The organism is Streptomyces sp. NPDC088254, assembly GCF_044740925.1.
Taxonomy (GTDB): Bacteria; Actinomycetota; Actinomycetes; order Streptomycetales; family Streptomycetaceae; genus Streptomyces.
Genome location: NZ_JBIURQ010000012.1, coordinates 49,029 through 71,309, shown reverse-complemented (window position 1 = coordinate 71,309; position 22,281 = coordinate 49,029). Strand labels below are relative to the sequence as shown.

The window sequence follows — 22,281 nt, the reverse complement described above, 5'->3', positions numbered from 1 at the left end:
GTTCACAGTGCTCCCCGTGCGTCGAGTCGGGAGCGCAGGCGGCGCAGGCATCGCTGGCGCATCGGTCCGATGCTGCCCACCGCGATGCCGAGCGCGGCCGACACTTCCTGGTAACTGGGCGGCGGCGAGGAGATCAGCACCCGCAGCAACTGCCGGCAGCGCTCGCCGAGCGCCTCGAACTCCTGCCAGAGGTGGCGGACGCGCTCGCTCCGCTCGGCCGCCTCCTCCGAGTCCAGCACGGACTGCTCCGGCGTACGGTCCTCGCTGACCCGGTCGAGCAGCTGGGGATCGTCGGTCGGGGTGAGCCGGCGCAGGCCTTTGATCACTTTCAGGCACTCGTTGCGCGCGGTGCTGGCCAGCCAGGAGCCCGCCTTGTCGGGTTCACGGATCCGCCCGAGGTGCTGGGCGAAACGGAACCACACGGTCTGGTACACCTCGTGCGCGTCGGCCTCGGAGAGCCGGTGTGCGCGTACGACGGACCACACCAGCGGGCTCAGCCCTTCGACGAGTCCCTCCCAGGCCGCCGTGTCACCGTCGACGGCGGACCGGACGAGCACGCCGACATCACTACGGTCCACGGTCCCACCCCTCGTGTACGGCATGTCATCGTACGCCGTGACGGGGGCCGCCTCGCTCCTCATGCCGGCCTCATACGGATGCGGTGAGCTGTCCGACCGCGACCGGACGCCAGGTCGGCGGGCGCAGCGCCGGCACGTGGTGTCCGCGCACCTCGGCGAAATCGGCTTCGGCGGCGAGCAGTTGGCGGGCCGCGGCGCGCGGGTCGGTCACCTGGTGCGTCTTCATGTGGGCGGCGACCAGTCCGGCCACGAGGGGGGTGGCGAACGACGTCCCGCTCCAGGAGGCGAGCCCCTCGAACATCACCTGGTCCGGCTTGCCCTCGCCCGCCGCCCGGGTCTCGCTCAGCACCCCTGTGTGGCGCGGGGACTGACAGGTGCAGGAGTAGCCGAAGCCGTAGCGGCACACCTCGTAGGTGGAGTGCTGGTAGACGTACGGGACGGGGTGGTCGAAGCCGGTGAGGGCGCTGACCAGGCGCTCGCCGGGGGCGTAGACCCTCACCCAGGGGCCATGGTTGCTGAAGCAGGCGCCGAACTCGCCGTCGCCGCGCAGCGCGCCGACCGAGAGGACGGCGTCGGCGTACTCGGGCAGGGCGGCGTAGGCGGCGGGCCAGAACGGCGTGGCGCTGGCGTTGTTGCCGGCGGCGGCGACCAACAGGGTTCGCTGTGCACGGAGTTCGTCCATGAAGGCGGCCGCTCCGAGCAGTCCGTCGACGCGGCCGTTGGAGGTGCCGGCGGAGAGGCTGAGGATGTCGGGCCAGCCGCCCTGCTCGACGGCGTCGAAGAGCCGGTCGCCGAAGTCGTACTCCAGGATCGCGCCGGCGTCGTTGAGGGTGTTGCGCACGGTGACGTCGGTGTCGGGGGCGACGGCGGCTACGAGTCCGGCGATGAACGTGCCGTGGCCGACGTACTGCTGGAGGACGCCGTCGGGGTCGGTCTCCTGGATCTGCGCGTCGCCCTCGGTGCGGCCGAGCAGCGGGTAGGAGCGGTAGTCGTGCATCAGGCCGGTGTCGACGACGAGGACGGACACGGCGCCGCCGTCCTCGTCGCGAGTGGCCCGGGCGGCGGCCGGGTTGGGCGTCTCGCCGGACGCGACGGGCACCGGCTCGTCGCCGGGGCAGGCGTTGACCGCGATGGACACGACGTGGTTGCGGCTGACGAGCCGGCGGCCCGTGCGGTCCTCGGCGCCCCGCAGGGCGCGCAGGGCGCCCGCGACGGTGCGGTCGGCGCCGGGCACGCCCTGGCCGGGGTCGCCGACCTGGATGCGGGTGATGCCGGAGCGGTTGGTCCGCGGGCCGGCCCGGCGGACGTGGTCGGGGACGAGGCCGTCGGTGGCGGTGAAGTGCGCGCGGACGGTGTCCTCGACGACCTGCGCCTCCTCGCCGTCCCGGGCGAGGACGACGCCCTTCTCGTAGATGAACTCGGCGGAGTCGTCCGGCCCCATGGCCAACGGGACGCCGGGGAGGACTCGTTGGATCTGCTCGAACTGCTCGTGGAATCGCTGTGGCGCCATGGCGTGTCCTCCCTGAGCCCGGTGGTCGTCAGTCAGAGCCGCGACGACGGCCTTTGATACAGGTGGTGCGACGCCGGGGGCGGGGGGTGCGGTTGCGGGGACCGGGTGCGCGGTGCGCGTAAACGGCGTGCTGCCTTCGGCCGTGCGCCCCTGCGTGCGCTGCCGGTGCGTTCGGTGGGCTCCGTGCGCCCGGTGGGTTCGTCCACGCGATGTTCGATCGATACCTCCCGTGGCGGGTCGAACCGGTGTGCCGTACAACCGGGGCCACTACCATCCGTGGGGTGACAGCGGGAAACGACACGGTTCTCGAACTGCTGCCGATGGTGTTCGCCGCCCCGAACGCCGCCCTGGCGCGGGCGGAGGAAGTGCTCGACACCGGTCCGCCGCCGCTGCACGCCTCCGTGGCCCACCAGGTGATCGGCATCTGGCAGCGAGACTGGGGCGACATGCGTCTGGCCCTGGACCATCTGCGCCGGGCCCGCTCACTGGCCGCGCGCGCGGACTGCGCCGAACGGGAGGCCGACGTCCTGGCCACGCTCGGGGTGGCGCTGGTGCACGCGGGCCGCACCCGGCAAGGGCTGGCCGCGTTCGAGCGGGGCGTCGAACGCGGCACCGGGCACACCCGCGCGCGTGTGCTGTACCGGCGGGCCTACTCCTGGTGGGTGCTGGGGCATCACCGGGAGGCGCTGGACGACGTACGGCGGGCCATACCGGTGCTGCGGCAGGAGGACGACGTCATCTGGACGGCGCGCGCCCTGACCCTGCGCGCCACCGTGCACCTCGCGCTCGGCGCGGTCGACCGCGCCGACGCCGACTTCACGGCCGCCGAGGCCCTGTGGGACACCACCGGCCAGGAGCACGACAAGGCCGACGCGGTGGAGAGCCGGGGGCTGGCCGCGTTCCGGTCGGGGAACGTGCCGGCGGCGCTGCGGCTGCTGGACGAGGCCGAGGAGCGGTACGCCAAGCTGGGCACGCCCACGTTCATGCTGAGCATCCGACGGTGCGAGGTGCTGATGGCGGCGGGGCTCGCGCCCGAGGCGCTGGCCGAGGCGGACGCGGCGATCGCCGTGCTGGACGGCATCGGCGGGCAGTCGACCCGCAAGGCCGAACTGCTGCTGGCCGCCGCCCGGTCCGCACGGCTCGCGGGCGATCCGGGGACGGCGATCGCGCGTGCGGCGCTCGCCGTGCGGCTGTTCGCCGGCCAGCGGCGCACCTGGTGGGAGGCGCACGCCCGGCTGGTGCTGATCGAGGCGCGGGTGGCCGCGGGGCGCGGTTCGGGGCGGCTGGTCGCCGAGGCGGTGCGGGTGGCGGAGCGGCTGTCCGGGTTCGGGGCGCCCGCCGCGCCCGAGGCGTGGCTGCTGGCGGGCCGGATCGCGCTGGCGCTTCAGTGGACGGCGGACGCGGAACGGTATCTGGCGGTGGCGGCCCGCGGCCGGCACAGCGGGCCGCCGCTGGCCCGGGTGACCGGCTGGGCGGCGCGGGCGCTGTGGGCGCGGGCGGCCGGGTCGGGGCGGGGTGTACTGGAGGCGTGCCGGCGCGGGCTGGACGTGCTGGACGACCACCGTACGACGCTGGGAGCGTCCGAGTTGCGGGCCCGGGCCACCGCGCAGGGCGCGGAACTCGCGGCGCTCGCCCAGGAGGTGAGTCTGGAGCGGGGCGGGCCGCGGCAGTTGCTGGTGTGGAGCGAGCGGTGGCGGGCCACCGTGCTGTCGGCGCCGCCCACCCGGCCGCCGGCCGATCCGGCGCTGCTGAGCGGGCTGACCGCCTACCGGGAGATCGCCGCGCGGGCGGAGAGCGCGCGCATGGACGGCAAGCCCGTGCCGACGCTGGAGCGGGAGCAGCGGCGTCTCGAGCGGGAGGTCCGCTCCCGGACGCTGCACATCCGCGGCGGCTCCCCCGGTGGCACGGGCCGCTTCGACGTCGGCCGGCTGCTGGAGCGGCTCGGCGACGGGCGGCTGGTCGAGCTCGCGGTGCTGGACGGGCGGGTGCAGGTGCTGCTGTGCGGGGGCGGCCGGGTCCGGCGGTTCGCGGGCGGGCTGCTCGCCGAGGCGGAACGGGAGGCCGAGCACGTCCAGGCCGGGCTGCGGCGGCTGGCCCACCCCGGTGCGGAGGGACGCCTTCCGGTGGTGGAGGCGGCGGGGCGGCGGCTGGAGGCGCTGCTGCTCGGCGAGGCGGCCGGGCGGCTGGGACCGGGACCGGTGGTCGTCGTGCCGCCGGCCCGGCTGCACCGGGTCCCGTGGGCGCTGCTGCCGTCGCTGCGGGAGCGGGTGCTCAGTGTGTCGCCGTCGGCGGGCAGTTGGGTGCGGGCCCGGGAGACCGAGCCGCCGCCGGGCGGGCGGCACGTCCTGGTGCGGGGGCCGGGGCTGGCGTCCGGCGGGGCGGAGGTGCCGGAGGTCGCGGACCGGTACGGCCGGCCGACGGTACTGGAACACGCGGACGCGCGGGTGCCGCGGGTGCTGGAGGAGCTGGACGGGGCCGCGCTCGCCCATATCGCCGCGCACGGCGTCTTCCGGGCGGACAGTCCGCTGTTCTCGTCCCTGCGGATGGCCGACGGCCCGCTGATCGTCCACGACTTCGAACGCCTCGCCCGCAGCCCGTACCGCATCATCCTCTCCAGCTGCGACACCGCCCGCCTCGCCTCGGTGGGCGCCGACGAGCTCCTCGGCCTGGTCACGGCCCTGCTGCCGCTCGGCACGGCGGGCGTGGTGGCGAGCAGCGCCCCCGTCAACGACGACGCGGTGGTCACCCTGATGCTGGCCCTCCACAAGGGCCTGAGCACCGGCCAGTCCCTGGCGGAGTCCCTGAGGGACGCCCGCGCGTCCCTTCCCGACGACGCCCTCCACCAGGCGACGGGCTGGGCGTTCACGGCGTTCGGGGCGGCTTGAGCTCGGGGGCGCGATTCCGCCGGCCCGCGTGCGGTGGCCCGGCGGCGGCTGCCCGGGGCGGCCGCCCGTCGACGCCGTGTGCGTCAGGTCATGAGGCGGCGCGCTCGTCCGGCCGGGGCTCGTCCGGCCGGGCCTCATCCGGCCGGGCCTCATCCGGCCGGGCCTCGTCCGGCCGGGGCTCGTCCGGGTGGGCGAGGCCGAGGTGGTCGCGGAGCGTGGAGCCCTCGCACTCGGTGCGGAAGACGCCCTGGTCGGGTGCGTTTGCCGTCGCGGCGGGCGAGTCGGCCGTGTGCCGGGCGAGTCGGCCGTGGTGCCGGAGGAGTTTCGCGTCGGTCCGGGGCGGCCGGTCAGCTCACGGGGTGCGTCTTGTGGTGGGCGGCGAACTCGTCGGCCGTTGCGAGGTCGAAGTCGCCGTGGTCGCTGCCGAGGCCCTGGGCCACGAGGGCGGCGGCCGCGCAGCCCAGCACGGCGGCCTCGGCCGGGGAGCGGCCGAGCGACACACCCCGCAGATAGCCGGCGGAGAACGCGTCGCCGCAGCCGGTGGTGTCGACCACGTCGACCGCGAAGGCGGGGACCGTCTCGGCCCCCTCCCCCCTCGCCACGAGCGCGCCCTCGCCGCCCCGGGTGACGGCGACGACGCCGACGCCCGCGTCGAGCAGCTTGCGCACGCCGGCCGTGAGGTCCTGCTCGCCGGAGAAGCCGAGTACCTGGTCCTCGTTGGGCAGCAGATGGTCGATGTGGGGCAGCGCGGCCTCGATCTGCTCGAAGCTGCCGAGCACGCCGGGGGCGAGCAGGTCGACGGAGGTGACCGTGCCGTGCTCCCGGGCGAAGGACAGGATGCGCGCGGCGACGTCGACGCCGATCAACTCCGGTCCGCCGAGGTGGAGATGGTCGGCTTCGGCGACCGCGCCCCAGGGCACGTCGTCGAGACCGTAGGTGATGTTCGCGCCGAGCAGGTGCAGGGAGGGCCGGTCCCCGTTCGGCCGGATCGGCAGCACGCTCGCGGAAGTGGGGGTGTCGGCGCGGCGGGCGAGGAACTCCGTGCCGATTCCGGCGCGTTGGAGCAGCTGGACGAGCATGTCGCCGGTGGGGTCGGTCCCCACGGCGCCCGCGCTGCGGACCGACGCGCCCAGTTTGGCCAGGGTGAGGGCGGTGCCGCCGGCCGTTCCGGCGGCGGTCATGCGGATGTCCTCCACCAGGGTCGCGCCCTGCCCCTCGGGTATGGCCTCCACCGGCCGCACCAGTACGTCCAGGACGTGCACGCCCATCGTGACGACGTTCATCGGTCTCCCTCCTGCGCGGGTGGTACGGGGCGGGTGGTGCCGTAGCCGCGGGCGAGCGCGGCCTCGATCACGGCGAGCTGCTGCCGTTCGTCGAGGACGCGGGGGCTGCCCATGGCGGCCGCTCGCTGGTAGACGCCGCAGGCCCATTCGAGGAGCAGGGCGTTCTCGACGGCCTTGTCGAGGGTGGGGGCGTGGGTGATCGCTCCGTGGTTCGCCATGAGAGCGGCGCTGCGGCCGTCGAGGGCGGCGAGCACGGACTCGGCGAGTTCCGGGGTGCCGAAGGTGGCGTACGGCGCGACCCGGACCGTGCCGCCCAGAGCGAGCAACTGGTAGTGGATGCAGGGGAGTTCGTCGAGCACGCAGGCGACGGCGGTCGCCATCGGGGCGTGCGTGTGCACGACCGCGCCGGCGCCGTGACGGCGGTAGACGCCGAGGTGGAGTTCCAGCTCGGAGGTCGGCTCCAGGGCGCCTGCCACGATCTTGCCGTCCAGGTCGACGACGGTCACCTGCTCCGGGGTCAGCTCGGCGAGGACCGCTCCGGTCGCGGTGATGGCGACCAGCTCCCCCACCCGTGCGCTGACGTTCCCGGCCGTGCCGATGAGGAGGCCCTCGGCCCCCAGGCGCCGGCAGGCGTCCGCCACGGCGGCGCGCTCCTGACCCAGCGCGGAGCTTGAGTCGGTCATGGGCGCGACGCTAGCGTAAACATGAATCAAAGTCACGTTCATGTTCGGAGGCGGCACGTGGACCAGGCCGAGACCGATCCGGGCCCGACTCCCCTGCGCCGTACGCCCCGTCAGGCGCGGAGCAGGGCACGGCTGGCGCTGGTGCTTCAGGCGGCGGAGCGGGTGCTGGTCGACGAAGGGGTGGAAGCGCTCACGACGACGCGGGTGGCCGCCGAGGCGAAGGTGTCGGTGGGCTCGCTGTACCAGTACCTGCCTGACCGGGGCGCGATCATCGACGCCCTCGCGGCGGGCTACTTCACGCGGCTGGAAGCGGCGATGGACGGGCTGGCGCGGGCCGCTGCGACCGAGCGGTGGGATGACCCGGTCGGTGTGCTCGTCGACGCCTTCGCCGGCATCTACCGGAGCGAGCACGGTTTCCGCGCGCTGTGGTTCGGCAGCGGGCTGACCGAGCGGACCCGGGCCGCCGACCGCGAGCACAAACGCCGGATGGCCGACGGCGTCCGGCGTGTGCTGCTCGCGCTGGACGCGGCGGACGACGACGAGGCGCTCGCCCGCGCCTGTCACGCCGCGACCCTGGCGGCGGACGCCCTGGCCCAGGAGGCCTTCCGCCGCGACCCCGGCGGGGACGGGGCGGTCCTCGACGAGGCGAAGGTGATGCTGCGGGGCTACCTGACGGCGGTCACTTCGCGCTACCGGGGGCGGTGACGGCGGCGGGGCGCCGGGAGGGCACCAGGGCGCGAACCGGGGGCACGGGGTGCCGCGACGACAGCAGGGCGCGCACGGGGGCCACGAGGTGCCACCGCGGGGGCCCCGTACGGACCGGATGCCCGCCGCGCGAGGTGCCGTACGGACCGGATGCCCGCCGCGCGAGGTGCCGTACGGACCGGATGCCCGCCGCGCTGAGTGCCGACCGGATGCCCGCCGCGCGGAGTGCCGACCGGATGCCCGCCGCGCCGGCGGGCTCCATCGGGCGTCAGCCCCAAGAGGACCTGCTGCGGGACGCCGCGGGGTGCCTTGCGGGCCAGGTTCCCCCCGCGCGGGGTGCCTTGCGGGCCAGGTTCCCCCCGCGCGGGATGCTGCGCCGACCGGGTGCCCGTCGCGGGCGCCGCGCCGATCGGCCCGCCGCTCACCGCGGCGAGCGAAGGCTCAGGCCTCGCATCCCCCCTTGCCATATCCCGCCTCCGGCAGGTGTTGTTCCGCCCAGGCCCTCAGCTCCCGCAGGGCGGGCCCCAGGGCCGTGCCGGCTTCGGTGAGGCGGTAGGCGACCCGGAGCGGAGGGCCGTCGTCGACCTCTCGCAGCACCAGGCCCGCCGCGCCCAGTTCGGCCAGGCGGTCGGAGAGCATGCGTTCGCTGATGCCGGGGATGGCGCGCCGCAGGTCGGCGAAGTGCACCGGGCGTTCCATCAGCACGGCCACGATCAACCCGGTCCAGCGCTTGCCCAGCAGCACGAAGACGCGCGCGATCGCGGCGTCGACCGGCTTGCAGGGCCGGCCGGCCGCTTCCTTGCAGGGCTCGTGGACCGCTTCCTTCATGCGTCCAGTGTACGGTCACGACCAAAGTTGCTGCAAAAAAGTAAGCTCCTATGCTATTACTAGGACCGTATGGAACGGCAGCTCGCCTACTCATCACTTTGGAGACCCGTCATGGCCACCCTGCTCCACCTGGACTCCTCCCTCATGCCCGAGTCCGCTTCCGCCTCCCGCGCCGTCACCGCCGCCTTCCGCAAGGCGTGGGAGGAGCAGCATCCCGACGGCACCGTGGTGTACCGCGATCTCAGCGTGGACCCGGTGCCGCACCTGGACGCCCTCGCCGCGACGGCCGGCTTCAGCGACCCCGCCGGTCACTCGCCGGAGCAGGCCGCGGCGTTCGCCCCGCGGCTGCGGCTCATCGAGGAACTGGAGAGCGCGGACGCCGTGCTGATCGGCGCCCCGATGTACAACCTCACGATCCCGTCCACCCTCAAGGCCTGGCTCGACCAGGTGATCCTCATGGGCCGCACCGCCGGGGTCGAGGAGCTCCCGGCCAAGGGCACGCCGGTCTACGTCGTCGCCAGCCGCGGCGGCTCCTACGCGCCGGGAACCCCCCGCGAGGGCTTCGAGTACGTGCAGAACTATCTGCGCGCGATCCTCGGCGACCTGCTGGGCATGGAGGTCGACTTCATCGTGCCCGAGCTCACCATGGCGCACGTCAACCCGGCGATGTCCGAGCTGATCCCGCTCGCCGACGCCTCCCGTGCCCGGGCCCACGAGGACGCCCAGGCCAAGGGCAAGTCCGCCGCGCAGGCCGCCGCCGCCTGACCCCGCCCCGCCACGCAGGGCGCGGCAATCCTCGCGGACACATGACGGAGGCCGTCCCCTCACATGAGGAGACGGCCTCCGATCCAGGATGAAACCCGGTCGGGACGACAGGATTTGAACCTGCGACCCCTTGACCCCCAGTCAAGTGCGCTACCAAGCTGCGCCACGTCCCGCCGCGCATCCGCCGGGTGAACCGTGGGAACGCGCAGGTAAACCCTACCGCACCCGCACCGGTGCCCGTTTCGAGGTGCGGCGGGAGGGCCGTGCGAACCCGCGGCTCGGCGCGGGTGGACGAGGGACCGCGCGGCCGAGTCGGTCGACGACCTCCCGAAGGCCGGCTCGGCTGCGCGGTCACGTCAGTTTTCGCGCCGGACGGGGATCACGTCAAGGACGTGTCCACGACTCGGATCAGGGCGCACGCGAGCACACCGCCCTGCTCCGCGGAGATCCTGGCCGCACCGCATCACGGCCACCGACACGCCGCGCGCTCACGTCAACAATGCCTTCCCGGTCACTCCTGTGCCGACACAAGGAATTTCCCCGCCGTCCACCCGGAGCCGGAAACGGAGCTCCCCTTTCGGACATGCGGTCCCAAGGAACCCATTTCTCACGCCCGTTCATGTTTCCGCGGCATGAGACGACGATGAACGCGATCATGCCGCGCAGCAATTGATCCGCTTTCCTCCGCCCTGGCCGCGCGCCGCCGTCTGACCGAATCGAAACGGCCGGATACCGGCGCTTCGTTCAATCGTTGACCGGCGAGTAATAACAGCACTACCTTGCAACACGTTTCGAATCACGCGCTTCAGTCGGCGTTCCGCGGTGATCCTTTCCCGCCGGAATCCGGTGTGCCGCCTTTGCTGTCCCGAACCCCCACCGTGCAGTTTCACCGTTGATTCGGAGAATCATGACGTCCACTGTGCGTTCCGAGGACATGATCATCGGCATCACTCCGTTCGGCGAACCCGACGCCGGGCTCGCCCTGGCGGTCTGCCGGGCCGGCGGGCTGGGCGTGCTCGACCTGGGCGCCGGCGACCGCGGGGCCCGCGAGGCGCTGGCCCGGTTGCGCCGCGCCACCTCGGGCGGTGAGGGTGCCCACACCGGTTACGGCGTGCGCTTCGGCCCCCGCTGCCGGCTCTCCCCCGCCGGCCTCGAGGCCGACGGCTCCCGGCCCGCCCCGCACACGGTCGTCCTCGCCGAAGGCGTCCCCTGGCACATCTCCGAGGTCGCCGCGCACCACCGTGTACTGGTGGAGGTCACGGACCTGGAGAGCGCCCGGCGGGCGGCCCGCGCGGGGGCGCACGGGCTGATCGCCCGGGGCGCCGAGTGCGGCGGCCGGGTCGGCGACCTGAGCACGTTCGTGCTGCTCCAACAGCTGCTCTCCGCCGACGAGTTGGCGCTTCCGGTGTGGGCCTGCGGCGGCATCGGCCCGCACACCGCCGCCGCGGCGGTGGCCGGCGGGGCGGCCGGGGTCGTGCTGGACGTGCAGCTCGCCCTGCTGGCGGAGTCGGCGCTCCCGGAGCCGGCCGCGGCCGTGCTGCGCACCCTGGACGGCTCGGAGACAACCGTGCTGGCCGGTCACCGCGTCCTCCAGCGCCGGGGCCCCGGCACCCCGCACGTCCCGGACAACGCCTCCCCCGACACGGTCGCCGCGCTGCTGGGCGCGCAGGACGCGCGCACCCAACTGCTGCCGGTCGGCCAGGACGGCTTCCTGGCATCCCGGTTCGCGGACCGCTGGGGCGATGTCCGGTGCACGCTACGGGAGTTGAAGGACGCGGTACGGAACTCCGTACAGGAGGAGGGGACCGTACGGGCGCTGGAGGCGGATTCCCCGATGAGCCGGGCGCTCGGCACACGGCTGCCGGTGGCGCAGGGGCCGATGACACGGGTGAGCGACGGGGCGGAGTTCGCCGCGGCGGTCGCCGCCGACGGAGCGCTGCCGTTCCTCGCGCTGGCGCTGGCGGACGGAGAGCGCACCCGGGCGATGCTGACCGCGACCCGGGACGCGGTGGCGGGCCGCCCCTGGGGCGTGGGCGTCCTCGGCTTCGCCCCGGAGGACGTTCGGGCCGCCCAGTTGGAGGCCGTACGGGAGGTGCGGCCGACGCACGCCGTCATCGCCGGCGGACGCCCGTCGCAGGCGAAAGCGCTGGAGCGGGACGGCATCAGGACGTTCCTGCACGTCCCCTCACCGGGATTGCTGCAGCAGTTCCTGGAAGCGGGCGCGCGGCGCTTCGTCTTCGAGGGGTCGGAGTGCGGCGGGCACGTCGGACCGCGCGGCAGCTTTCCTCTGTGGGAGTCCCAACTGGATGTTCTGGACGACTACTTCGACGGCGGGGACGCCTCCGGTCTGGAGGTGTTCTTCGCGGGCGGTGTGCACGACGAGCGGTCGGCCGCGATGGTCGCCGCGCTCGCCGCGCCGCTCACCGCGCGCGGGGCCGCCGTCGGGGTGCTGATGGGAACCGCGTATCTGTTCACCGAGGAGGCGGTGGCGCACGGAGCGATCCGCCCCCTCTTCCAGCGGCAGGTCCTCGCCGCCGAGGGGACCACGCTGCTGGAGTCCGCGCCCGGTCACGCCACGCGCTGCGTGCCCAGCCCCTTCGCCGCCGGATACCGGGAGGAGGCGGCCCGGCTGCGCGCGCGGGGCGTGCCGGACCGCCGCATCTGGGAGGAACTGGAGCGGCTCAACGTGGGCCGGCTGCGCGTCGCCAGCAAGGGCGTGACCCGGGCGGAGGACGGCGCGCTGGTGCCCGTGGACGAGCAACGGCAACTGGACGAGGGGATGTTCATGGCCGGGGAGGTGGCAGTGCTGAGATCGGCGACCACCACGGTCGCCGCGCTGCACACGTCGGTGACGACGGGAGCGGCCGAGTTCCTGAGCCGGCGGGCGGTCGAGCTGGGCGACGACCGGGCGGTCCCACGGGCGGTTCCCGCGCCCCTGGACATCGCTGTCGTGGGGATGGCCTGCATGTTCCCGCAGGCGCCCGACCTGGCGGCCTTCTGGGCGAACGTCGTCGGCGGCCACGACGCGGTCACCGAGGTCCCGCCGGAGCGCTGGGACCCGGCCGTCCACCACGGTACGTCCACGCCGTCGAAGTGGGGCGGCTTCCTGCCGCCGATCCCCTTCGACCCGCTGCGCTACGGCATCCCGCCCACGTCCCTCGGTTCCGTCGAGCCGGTCCAGCTGCTGTCCCTGGAGGCCGCCCGGCGTGCCCTGGAGGACGCCGGGTACGGCGACGGGGGGCGGGAGTTCGACCGCTCGCGCACCTCGGTGGTGTTCGGCGCGGAGGCGGGCAGCGACCTGTCCAACGCGGCCACGCTGCGGGCCGTGCTGCCGTCCTACTACGGCCAGGTCCCGAAGGCGCTGGACGACCAGCTCCCGCAGCTCACCGAGGACTCCTTCCCCGGGATGCTCGCCAACGTGATCTCGGGGCGGATCGCCAACCGGCTCGACCTCGGCGGCGCCAACTACACCGTCGACGCCGCCTGCGCCTCCTCGCTCGCCGCCGTCGACGTGGCGTGCAAGGAACTCGTCGGCGGCACCAGTGACGTGGTGCTGTGCGGGGGCGCGGACCTGCACAACGGCATCAACGACTACGTCCTCTTCTCCTCCGTGCACGCCCTGTCGCCCACCGGGCGCTCCCGGGCCTTCGACGGCTCGGCCGACGGCATCGCCCTGGGCGAGGGCGTGGCCTGCGTCGTCCTCAAGCGGCTCGTCGACGCCGAGCGCGACGGCGACCGGATCTACGGCGTGATCAAGGGCCTTGGCTCCTCCAGCGACGGCCGCTCCCTCGGGCTGACCGCGCCCCGCCCCGAGGGCCAGCGGGTGGCGCTGGAGCGGGCCTATCGCAACGCGGGCGTCTCACCGGCCGACGTCGGGCTGGTGGAGGCGCACGGCACCGGCACGGTGGTCGGCGACCGAACCGAACTCCGCGTGCTGACCGAGGTGTTCGCCGAGGCGGGCGCGGAGCGGGGCCGTTGCGTGATCGGCTCGGTGAAGTCGCAGATCGGGCACACGAAGTGCGCCGCGGGCCTGGCCGGGATGATCAAGACGCTGCTGGCGCTGCACACCGGTGTCCGGCCGCCCACGCTGCACGTCGAGACGCCCAACGCGGCCTGGGACGCCGACAGCAGCCCGTTCGTCTTCCACACCGAGGCCCGCCCGTGGGCCGTGCCCGCCGCCGAACGCCTCGCCGGGGTCAGCGCGTTCGGCTTCGGCGGCACCAACTTCCATGTCGTGCTGGCAGCTCACGGCGACGGGGTGCCGCCCGTACGCGCGGTGGACGCCTGGCCCGCCGAACTGTTCCTGTTCCGCGGCCGCGACGAGCAGGCGGCCCGGCGGGCGGTGGCGGAACTGCTCAGCACCGCCGAGACGGAAGGCCGGCCCTGGCGGCTGCGGGACCTGGCGCTCGGCGCGGCCCGCCGCTCGGACGCGAGCGAGGAACCCGTCCGGGTGGCGGTCGTGGCGACCGACGTGGACGACCTGGTGACGAAGCTGCGCGCCGTGGCGGCGGACGGTGGCACACAAGGCTCGGACGCCGACACACGCACACAGGCCTCGGCGACCGGCGTCCATCGGGCTCCGACCGCTGCCGCCCCGGAAGGCGCCTCCGCAAGCCCCGCCGAGCCCGGCGGACCCGGAAAAGTCGCCTTCCTCTTCCCCGGCCAGGGCAGCCAGCGGACCGGGATGCTCGCAGACCTCTTCGTCCACTTCCCCGAGTTGCGCGCTCCTCTGGAGCTGGGCCGGGGCCATGCCGACGCGTTGTACCCCCCGGCGGCCTTCGACGACGCCGGGCGCGCCCGGCAGCAGGACGCCCTGACCGACACCCGGGTGGCGCAGCCCGCCCTCGGGATCGCCGGGCTCGCCGCGTACGCCGTGCTCACCGGGGCCGGGGTGCGGCCCGACATGGCCGCCGGGCACAGCTACGGCGAGCTGGTCGCCCTCTGCGCGGCCGGGGCCCTCTCCCCCGAGACGCTGCTGGCGCTGAGCTCCGAACGGGCGGCGGCGATCCTCGAAGCCGCCCGGCGGCACGGCGACGACACCGGCGCCATGGCCGCCGTCGCGGCCGGAGCCGACGACGTCACCGGGGCCCTGCACGCGGCGGGCGCGCCGGACACGGTGGTGGTCGCCAACCGCAACTCGCCGGAGCAGACGGTGATCTCAGGACCGTCGGAGGCGGTCGCTGAGGCGGTGCGGCTGCTGCGGGAGGCGGGCCTCGGGGCCAAGCGCATCCCGGTGGCCTGCGCCTTCCACAGCCCGCTGGTGGCCGGCGCGGGAGAGCGCTTCGCGCAGGCGCTGGCCGCCCGCCCTGTGCACGCCCCCGAGTTCCCCGTGTGGTCCAACCGCACGGCCGCCCCGTACGACGCCGACCCGGCCGCGGTCCGCGCGGAACTCGCCGCCCAGATCGGCGCGCCCGTCGCCTTCGCCGAGCAGATCGAGGCGATGTACGCGGCGGGCGCGCGGATCTTCGTCGAGGCGGGCCCCGGGTCGGTGCTGACCCGGCTGGTCGGGCGGATCCTCGGCGACCGCCCGCACACCACGGTCGCCTGCGAGCCCCGCCCGGGCGGCGGGCTGCGCGACTGGCTCGACGCCCTCGCCCGTCTCGCCGTGGCCGGGCTGCCGGTGCGCACCGGCCGGCTGCTGCGCGGGCGGGACGCCGTCGACGCCGTGCGCACGCCCGTGCCGAAGCGGCCCGGCTGGACGGTGGACGGGCAGTTGGTCCGCACCGCCTCCGGAGATCTCCTCCCCGGTGCGCTCGCCCCGGCCCGACGCGTGGAACCCGTCGAAAGGACTGTGCCGACTGTGACGACCAACCCCCCGCACGGCGTCCCGTCCGACCGGGACGCGATCGTCTCCGAGTTCCTGCGCACCAGCCGGGAGATGATCGCCGCCCAACGGGACGTGCTGCTCACCTACTTCGGGGCGACGCCGGGTGCGACGGCGGCCGCACCGCCGTCGCCGGAGCCGCTGTCCTGGGAGACGCCCGCGCCGGTGGGCCAGGCGGCGGCACCGGCGCTGCCCGCGGCGCTCCCCCCGGCCGTGGCGCCGGCGGACGCACCGGATCCGGCGGCCGGTGCCGTGGACGTGCAGCGCGTCGTGCTGGAGATCATCAGCGAACGCACCGGTTATCCCGTCGACATGATCGAGCCCGACCTCGATCTTGAGGCGGACCTCAGCATCGACTCCATCAAGCGCGCCGAGATCGCCGGTGAGCTGGCACGGCGTCTCGGCGCGCAGGGAGGCGCGGACCTGACGTCCCTGGAGGACGCCGAGTTGGAGGAACTGGCGAAGGCGCGGACGGCAGCGGCGGTGACCGACTGGCTGATGGCAAGGCTGGGCGATTCGCCGCCGGATCCGGGCGCGGAGGACCGGCTTCCCGCAGCGACGCCCTCGGTGGCTGAGCCGGTCCCGGTGCGGGCTCCTGCCGCCGGGACCGCCGCGCCGGCCGTCGAGGAGGTGTCCGGCGAGCCGCCGAGGCGGCATGTGCTGCGGCCCGTACCGCTGGACACGCCGGAGGCGCCCGTCGACGCGGCGTCGGTGTTCGCCGGCGCCCGCTGGGCCGTCCTGGGAGAGGTTCCCGAGGTCGCCGCGCGACTTGAGGGGTTGGGGGCCGACGTCGTCGTACGGGGCCGGGAGCATCTGCTGTCGGAGGCGGACGGGCCGGTCGACGGGGTGGTTCACCTCGGTGCGCTCACCGGCGACGAGACGCCCGTGCTGCCGGACGCGTTCGCCGTGCTGAAGGCGGCGCTGGCCCGCTCCCCGCGTCGTCTGCTGGCCGTACGGCCCGCCGATGGGGACGTCCGCTCGGCGGGTCTGCACGGGTTGTTCCGCACGGTGGCCCGTGAGTATCCGCATCTGACGGCCCGGGTCGTCGACGTCGCTGACGTGTCGCCCGCCGCCGTCGCGGACGCCGTCGTGGTGGAGGCAGCGCTCCCCGAGGGCGCGCCGGTCGTGCTGCGGACGGCGTCGGGGCGGCACGGCTTCGAGTTGGTGGAGGCGCCGCTCGGCGCGCTCGGCAGCACCGGCGCCGGACCGGCCGGGGAGGGGGCCGCCGAGGCCGCCGCGCTCGGTCTGGACCGCGACTCGGTCGTGGTGCTGGCGGGTGGGGCGCGCGGCATCACCGCGCAGTTCGCCGCCGCCCTGGCCGGCGCGTCCCGCTGCCGGCTGGAGCTCCTCGGCCGGACGCCCGCGCCGGACGGCCCGGAGGACGCCGACACCGCCACCGCCCGCACGCCTGCCGCACTGCGTGCGGCGCTCGCCGCCCGCGGCGGGCTGAAGCCGGCCGAGATCAACCGTGCCGCCGAACTGCTGCTGGCACAAAGGGAGATCACCGCGACGCTGAAGGAGCTCACCGCGCTCGGCAGCCGGGTCCGCTACCGCTCGGTGGACTTCCGGGAGCCGGAGGCGGTGGTCCAGGCGGTCAAGGAGATATACGCCGAGCACGGACGGCTCGACGGCGTGGTCCACGCCGCCGGGGTGATCGAGGACCGGCTGATCGCGGAGAAGAGCGTGGAGTCCTTCCAGCGCGTCTACGGCACGAAGGCCACCGGGGCGGACGCCCTGCTCACGGCGCTGGAGGAGCTGCCGGCCCGGCCCGGGTTCACCGTGCTGTTCGGCAGCGTCTCCGCCGTCCTCGGCAACCGGGGCCAGGTCGACTACGCGGCCGCCAACGACGCCCTGGAGACCCTCGGCGCGGCCTTCGCCGCCCGGACCGGGCACCGTGCGCTGACCGTGCACTGGGGGCCGTGGGCGCCGTCGGCAGGTCATTCCGGCATGGTGGGCGTGGAGTTGGCCCGGGAGTACGCGCGGCGCGGCATTCGGCTGATCGACCCCGAGGAGGGGACCGCCGCGCTGCTGCGGGAGCTGGCCTGGGGCGAGGAGTCCACGACCGCCGTCGTCTACACCGCCTCCGCCTGGTGACGGCCTCGGTGGCACCACCTCACCGCCCGCAGAGAACAACGGATATGACAACAAGTCAGACATCGGTGGCCATCGTCGGCATGGCGGTGCTCCTGCCGGGAGCAGCCGACCTGGACGCCTACTGGCGGAACCTGCGTGACGGTGTGGACGCCGTCGGCGAAGTCCCGGACGGGCGCTGGGACGCCGGCTACTACCGCCCCGGCAGCGCGACCGGACCGGCCGTCGCCGACCGGGTCTACGCCCGGCGGGGCGGGTTCGTGGACGGGCTGGCGGAGGTCGAGGTGACCCGGTTCGGGATCATGCCGAACTCGGTGGCCGGGACCGAGCCCGACCAGCTGATCGCCCTGCATGTGGCCGCGGCCGCCCTCGCCGACGCGGGCGGTGTGGACCGCCTGCCCGAGCGGGGGCGCGTCGGCGTGGTCCTCGGCCGGGGCGGCTATCTGACCCCGGGACTGGTCCGGCTCGACCAGCGGGTGCGCACGGCGAGCCAACTCACGCGGACACTGGGCGAGTTGCTGCCCCATCTCACCGGCGAGCAACTGGACCGGGTGCGGGAGGCGTTCACCGACCGGCTGGGCCCGGACAGCCCCGAGTCGGCCATCGGGCTGGTACCCAACCTCGCCGCGTCCAGGATCGCCAACCGGCTCGACCTGCGCGGGCCGGCCTACACCGTGGACGCGGCCTGCGCCTCGTCGCTGGTCGCCGTGGACCAGGCGGTGAGCGAACTCGTCAGCGGCCGTTGCGACTTGATGCTCGCGGGCGGTGTCCACCACTGCCACGACATCACGCTGTGGAGCGTGTTCTCCCAGTTGCGCGCGCTGTCCCCGAGCCAGCGCATCCGCCCCTTCCACCGGGACGCCGACGGCATCCTGATCGGTGAGGGCACGGGCGTGGTCGTCCTGAAGCGGCTGGCCGACGCGGAGCGCGACGGCGACCGGGTCTACGCCGTGATCCGGGGCACCGGGGTGGCGAGCGACGGCCGGGCGGCCGGGCTGGTCAACCCCGATCCGGGCGGCCAGGCCCAGGCGGTGCGGCAGGCCTGGCGGGCCGCCGGTCTCGACCCGGCCGCCCCCGGTTCACTCGGCCTGCTGGAGGCCCACGGCACCGCGACCCCGGCCGGTGACAGCGCCGAACTCGCCACGCTGGCCGATGTGTTCGGGCCGGGTGGCATTCCCGGTGCCGGGTCCGCGGCGTCGGGTCGGGAGGTGGAGTCCTCGGCCCGTACGGCCGTCCTCGGCTCGGTCAAGTCGATGATCGGGCACACCATGCCCGCCGCCGGGGTCGCCGGTCTGGTCAAGGCCGCGCTCGCCGTGCACCACCGGACGCTGCTGCCCACGCTGCACTGCGACGACCCGCATCCCGCCCTCGCCCGCACCCGCTTCCGCACGCTGGAGAAGGCCGAGCCCTGGGAGACCACCGGGGAACAGCCGGTGCGGCGGGCGGCGGTCAACGCCTTCGGGTTCGGCGGGATCAACGCCCACGTGGTGCTGGAGGAGGCCCCGGGCGCGTCCCGGACCGCTCCGGCACGAGCCCCCGGGGCACGCCCGGCAGCGGTCACTCAGGTGACCGAACCGGAACGCGTCCTGCTCCTCGCCGCCGACTCCCCCGAACGGCTGGCCGCCGCGCTCGACGCCGCCGACGACGCCGTACGGCACGCGGGTCTCGACCCCGCCCGCATCCACCCGGCGACCGGCCCGGCTCGGCTCGGCGTGGTCGGCCCGACCGACAAGCGTCTCGCCCTGGCCCGCCGGGCCGTCGCCCAAGGGCGCGCCTGGCACGGCCGCAACGACGTCTGGTACCGCCCGGGCCCCCTGCTCGACCCCGGCCACCGCACCGCCCGCCCCCGTGCCCGCGCCACCGGCCGCCTCCCGGGCCCCGGCAGGCTCGCCTTCCTCTTCCCGGGCCTGGAGGGCGACTTCACCCCCCGCGTGGACGACGTCGCCGCCCACTTCGGCCTGCCGCCGCTGCCCGTGCCCGAGGAGCGGGCCGGTGACATCGGTCTCGGTCTGCACGGTCTCGGGGTCGTCGCGGCCGGCCGGCTCCTCGACACCGCGCTGCGCCGGACGGGGATCGTGCCGGACGCGGTCGCCGGACACAGCGTGGGCGAGTGGACGGCGATGGCGGCCGGCGGACTCTACGCCGGGGACGAGGTCGACGCCTTCATGGCCGCGTTCGACCCGGACGCGCTGACCGTGCCCGGCGTCGCCTTCGGCGCGATCGGCGCGTCCGCCGAGCAGGTGACGGCCGCCCTGCGGGAGGAGGGCTGGGAGGAGGCAGGTCTTGTGCTGTCCCACGACAACGCGCCCCACCAGTCGATGGTGTGCGGTCCGGAGCCGGCGGTCGACGCCTTCGTTCGGGCGTTCCGCGCCCGGGGGGTGCTCAGCCAGCTGCTGCCGTTCAGGTCCGGCTTCCACACGCCGATGCTGGCGCCGTACCTGGGTCCCATCAAGGAGGCCGCCGAGCGCTTCCGGCTGTACCCGCCGCACACCCCGGTCTGGTCCGGCACGACCGCCGCGCCCTTCCCCGCGGACGAGGCCGAGACCCGGGCCCTGTTCGTACGCCACCTGCTGGAACCGGTGCGCTTCAGGCAGTTGACCGAGGCCCTGTACACGGCGGGCCACCGGGTGTACGTCCAGGTCGGGCCGGGGCAGCTCGGCTCCCTCGTCGGTGACACCCTGGGCGCGCGGGACCATCTCGTCGTCGCCGCCAACTCCACCCGCCGCACAGGTCTCGCCCAGCTCCGCCGGGTCGCGACCGCTCTGTGGACGGCGGGCGCCTCGGTGGCCCCGGCATTGCCGCACACCACGGACGCAGTGACAGCCGACGTCGTATCGGCCGAGGCCATCTCCACCGACGGCGTGTCCGGCACCGGCCGGGCGGCGGTCTCCCCGCCCCCGGTCCGACTGGACCTGGACGGGGCCCTGGTGTCCCTCGACCCGGAACGACTCGCCGAGCTGCGAGCCGACGTGCGGGCCGAGCTGCGTACGACACCAGTGCCGGCCCACGCGGCGGGCGCCACCCACGCTTCAGGGGCCGGCACCCCCCTCGACGCCCTGGTCCCCCGCTCCCCCGTCGCCGCCGAACTCAGCGCCCTGCTGCGCGAGACGGCGGACACGGCGGCGGCGCTCCTGACCGCCCCGCCCCAACCGCAACCCTCGCACCTCGCATCCACGGCACCCCCCACCTCACCTGCGCCACACCGCCCCCTCGCTCCCCGCCGCTCCACCGTCCGCGTCTCGCCCGACACCATGCCGTACCTCCTGGACCACTGCTTCTTCCCGCAGCGGCCCGGCTGGCCGGACGTGGCGGACCGGTGGCCGGTGGTCCCGGCGACGACGATCGTGCGGCACATCATGGACGCGGCGGCCGAGGCCGCGCCCGGCCTGGTGCCGGTCGCCGTGCTCGGGGCGCGGTTCGAGGAGTGGCTCACCGCGACGCCCGCCGTCGACGTGCCGGTGACGGTCACCCCCGAGAGCCCGGACCGGCTGGCGGTGTCGTTCGGACCCCGGGCCCGTGCCACCGTCGAAGTCGCCGCCGCATACCCTCCCCCGCCGCCCGTCCGGCCGCCGCTCGATCCGGCATCCGAACGCATCCCCGAGCACACGGCCGCCCAACTCTACGAGCAGCGCTGGATGTTCCACGGCCCGGCGTTCCGGGGCGTCACCGAGCTCACCGCGATCGGGGACCGCGGGGTGCGAGGTGTGATCACGACGCCGCCCGCGCCGGGCGCCCTGCTGGACAACGTCGGTCAGATCCTCGGCTACTGGATCATGGCCACCCGCACCGAGCGCACGGTCGTCTTCCCGGTCGGGATGCGGGACATGCGGTTCTACGGGCCGCACCCCGCGCCGGGCGCCGAAGTGGTGTGCGACGTGCGGATCACCTCGCTGACCGACACCGCCCTGGAGGCCGACGTCCAGTTGACGGTCGACGGCACGGTGTGGGCGGAGCTGCACGGCTGGCAGGACCGCCGGTTCGACAACGACCCGACCACCCGCCCCGTCGAGCGCTTCCCCGAGCGCAACACGCTCTCCGCGGTCCGGCCGGGCGGCTGGACGCTGCTGTTCGAGCGCTGGCCGGACCTGGCCTCCCGTGAGCTGATCATGCGCAACTCCCTGAACGGCGCGGAGCGTTCGCAGTACGCCGAGCATCCGCCGCGCGGGCGGCGGCAGTGGCTGCTGGGGCGGATCGCGGTCAAGGACGCCGTCCGCCGATGGCTGTGGGAGCACGGTGAGGGCCCGGTCTTCCCGGCGGAGCTGCGGGTGCACAACGACACGGCGGGCGGCCCGTATGTGACGGGCGTGCACGGCCGGGTGCTGCCCGCGCTCGACGTGTCGCTCGCGCACCGCGCGGAGGCGGGCGTCGCCCTCGTCCGGCCGCACACGCCCGGGCCGGGGCCCGGCATCGACATCGAGGAGGTCGTCGACCGTACGCCGGAGACCATGGCGACCGTGCTCGGCCCACGCGAACTCCGCCTGCTGCGTGACCTGTTGTCGTCCACCGGTGACCCCGAGGCGCTGTGGTTCACCCGGTTCTGGGCGGCGAAGGAGGCGGTCGCCAAGGCGGAGGGCACCGGATTCGGGGGCCGGCCACGGGACTTCGCGGTTCTTGACGCCGCCCCGGACGGTGGCCGGCTGACCGTCTCCGGGCGTCTGGAACGCGCCTACACCGTGCACTGCGCCCCGGTCGCCAACCCGCCGTCCCTGCCGGAGCGCCGCTACGTCGTGGCCTGGACGACCGGGCCCGTCGAGCCGTCCCCCGCCCCAGCGAAGGAGTACGACCGATGACCGCCGACAGCCCCCGCACCCCCGATTCCCCTCTCCCGCCCGTCGCCGACGAGGAGGCCGTCCTCGCCGACCTCAGGGACATGCTGACCCGGCTCCTCCAGGACGAGTACGGGCTCGACGACGTCGAGATAGGCCCGCACACCACGTTCAACCGCGATCTGGAGCTGGAGAGCATCGACCTCGTCACCCTGGCCGGGATGCTCCAGGAGCGGTACGGCGAGCGGATCAACTTCGCGGAGTTCCTGGCCGGGATGGAGTTCGACGAGATCATCGAGCTGACCGTGGGGCGGCTCGTCGAGTACGTCGTGACCGGCCTGAAGGCCACGGAGGCGAGCTGAC

General features: G+C 74.7%; 11 protein-coding genes and 1 tRNA gene. 6 read left to right on the top strand and 6 right to left on the bottom strand.

All coding sequences use genetic code 11. The annotated features are described in order from the left end of the window. Positions 1–2: 2 nt before the first annotated feature. Positions 3–602 carry an RNA polymerase sigma factor gene (locus ACIOC0_RS31400; protein WP_402159132.1) on the bottom strand — a complete coding sequence of 200 codons (600 nt, stop codon included), beginning with the start codon at positions 600–602 and terminating at the stop codon, positions 3–5. A gap of 46 nt (positions 603–648) precedes the next feature. Next, positions 649–2,088 (bottom strand): S8/S53 family peptidase, encoded by a 1,440-nt coding sequence (locus ACIOC0_RS31395; RefSeq protein ID WP_402159131.1) that lies wholly within the window; start codon positions 2,086–2,088, stop codon positions 649–651. Between the two features lie 281 nt (positions 2,089–2,369). Between ACIOC0_RS31395 and ACIOC0_RS31390 the strand changes: the two genes are divergently transcribed. Continuing rightward, positions 2,370–4,973, top strand: coding sequence for a CHAT domain-containing protein (locus ACIOC0_RS31390; RefSeq protein ID WP_402159130.1), 2,604 nt, complete (start codon positions 2,370–2,372; stop codon positions 4,971–4,973). Between the two features lie 347 nt (positions 4,974–5,320). Here the strand turns inward: ACIOC0_RS31390 and ACIOC0_RS31385 are convergent, their stop codons facing one another. Together ACIOC0_RS31385 and ACIOC0_RS31380 are read right to left on the bottom strand one after the other, a co-directional pair. Then, positions 5,321–6,256 (bottom strand): carbohydrate kinase family protein, encoded by a 936-nt coding sequence (locus ACIOC0_RS31385; RefSeq protein WP_402159129.1) that lies wholly within the window; start codon positions 6,254–6,256, stop codon positions 5,321–5,323. Continuing rightward, the gene (locus ACIOC0_RS31380) at positions 6,253–6,939 is read right to left on the bottom strand and encodes a class II aldolase/adducin family protein (RefSeq protein ID WP_402159128.1); all 687 of its coding nucleotides are present in this window, start codon (positions 6,937–6,939) and stop codon (positions 6,253–6,255) included. Before ACIOC0_RS31380 ends, ACIOC0_RS31385 begins: the two co-directional genes overlap by 4 nt. Before the next feature lie 57 nt (positions 6,940–6,996). On the opposite strand from ACIOC0_RS31380, the gene ACIOC0_RS31375 reads away from it, so the two are divergent. Beyond that, positions 6,997–7,644: a TetR family transcriptional regulator gene (locus ACIOC0_RS31375; protein WP_402159127.1), complete on the top strand. Its 648-nt coding sequence runs from the start codon at positions 6,997–6,999 to the stop codon at positions 7,642–7,644. Between the two features lie 441 nt (positions 7,645–8,085). Here the strand turns inward: ACIOC0_RS31375 and ACIOC0_RS31370 are convergent, their stop codons facing one another. Next, positions 8,086–8,472, bottom strand: a complete 387-nt coding sequence (locus tag ACIOC0_RS31370; protein ID WP_402159126.1) for a winged helix-turn-helix transcriptional regulator — start codon at positions 8,470–8,472, stop codon at positions 8,086–8,088. Positions 8,473–8,583: 111 nt separating this feature from the next. Here ACIOC0_RS31370 and ACIOC0_RS31365 point away from each other — a divergent pair, with 111 nt between their 5' ends. Then, on the top strand, positions 8,584–9,237 hold the full coding sequence (locus tag ACIOC0_RS31365; protein WP_402159125.1) for an FMN-dependent NADH-azoreductase: 654 nt from the start codon (positions 8,584–8,586) through the stop codon (positions 9,235–9,237). Positions 9,238–9,336: 99 nt separating this feature from the next. Here ACIOC0_RS31365 and ACIOC0_RS31360 read toward each other — a convergent pair. After that, positions 9,337–9,410, bottom strand: a tRNA-Pro gene (locus tag ACIOC0_RS31360). 734 nt (positions 9,411–10,144) lie between these two features. On the opposite strand from ACIOC0_RS31360, the gene ACIOC0_RS31355 reads away from it, so the two are divergent. Genes ACIOC0_RS31355 through ACIOC0_RS31345 form a run of 3 tightly spaced genes read left to right on the top strand, consistent with a single transcriptional unit; the run spans position 10,145 to position 22,280 of the window. After that, a complete protein-coding gene (locus ACIOC0_RS31355; protein ID WP_402159124.1) occupies positions 10,145–17,155 on the top strand; it encodes an SDR family oxidoreductase in 7,011 nt (2,336 codons plus the stop codon). Between the two features lie 44 nt (positions 17,156–17,199). After that, positions 17,200–21,942, top strand: coding sequence for a beta-ketoacyl synthase N-terminal-like domain-containing protein (locus tag ACIOC0_RS31350; protein WP_402159123.1), 4,743 nt, complete (start codon positions 17,200–17,202; stop codon positions 21,940–21,942). Beyond that, complete coding sequence (locus ACIOC0_RS31345) at positions 21,939–22,280, top strand: acyl carrier protein (protein WP_402159122.1); 342 nt, start codon at positions 21,939–21,941, stop codon at positions 22,278–22,280. Before ACIOC0_RS31350 ends, ACIOC0_RS31345 begins: the two co-directional genes overlap by 4 nt. Position 22,281: the final 1 nt, after the last annotated feature.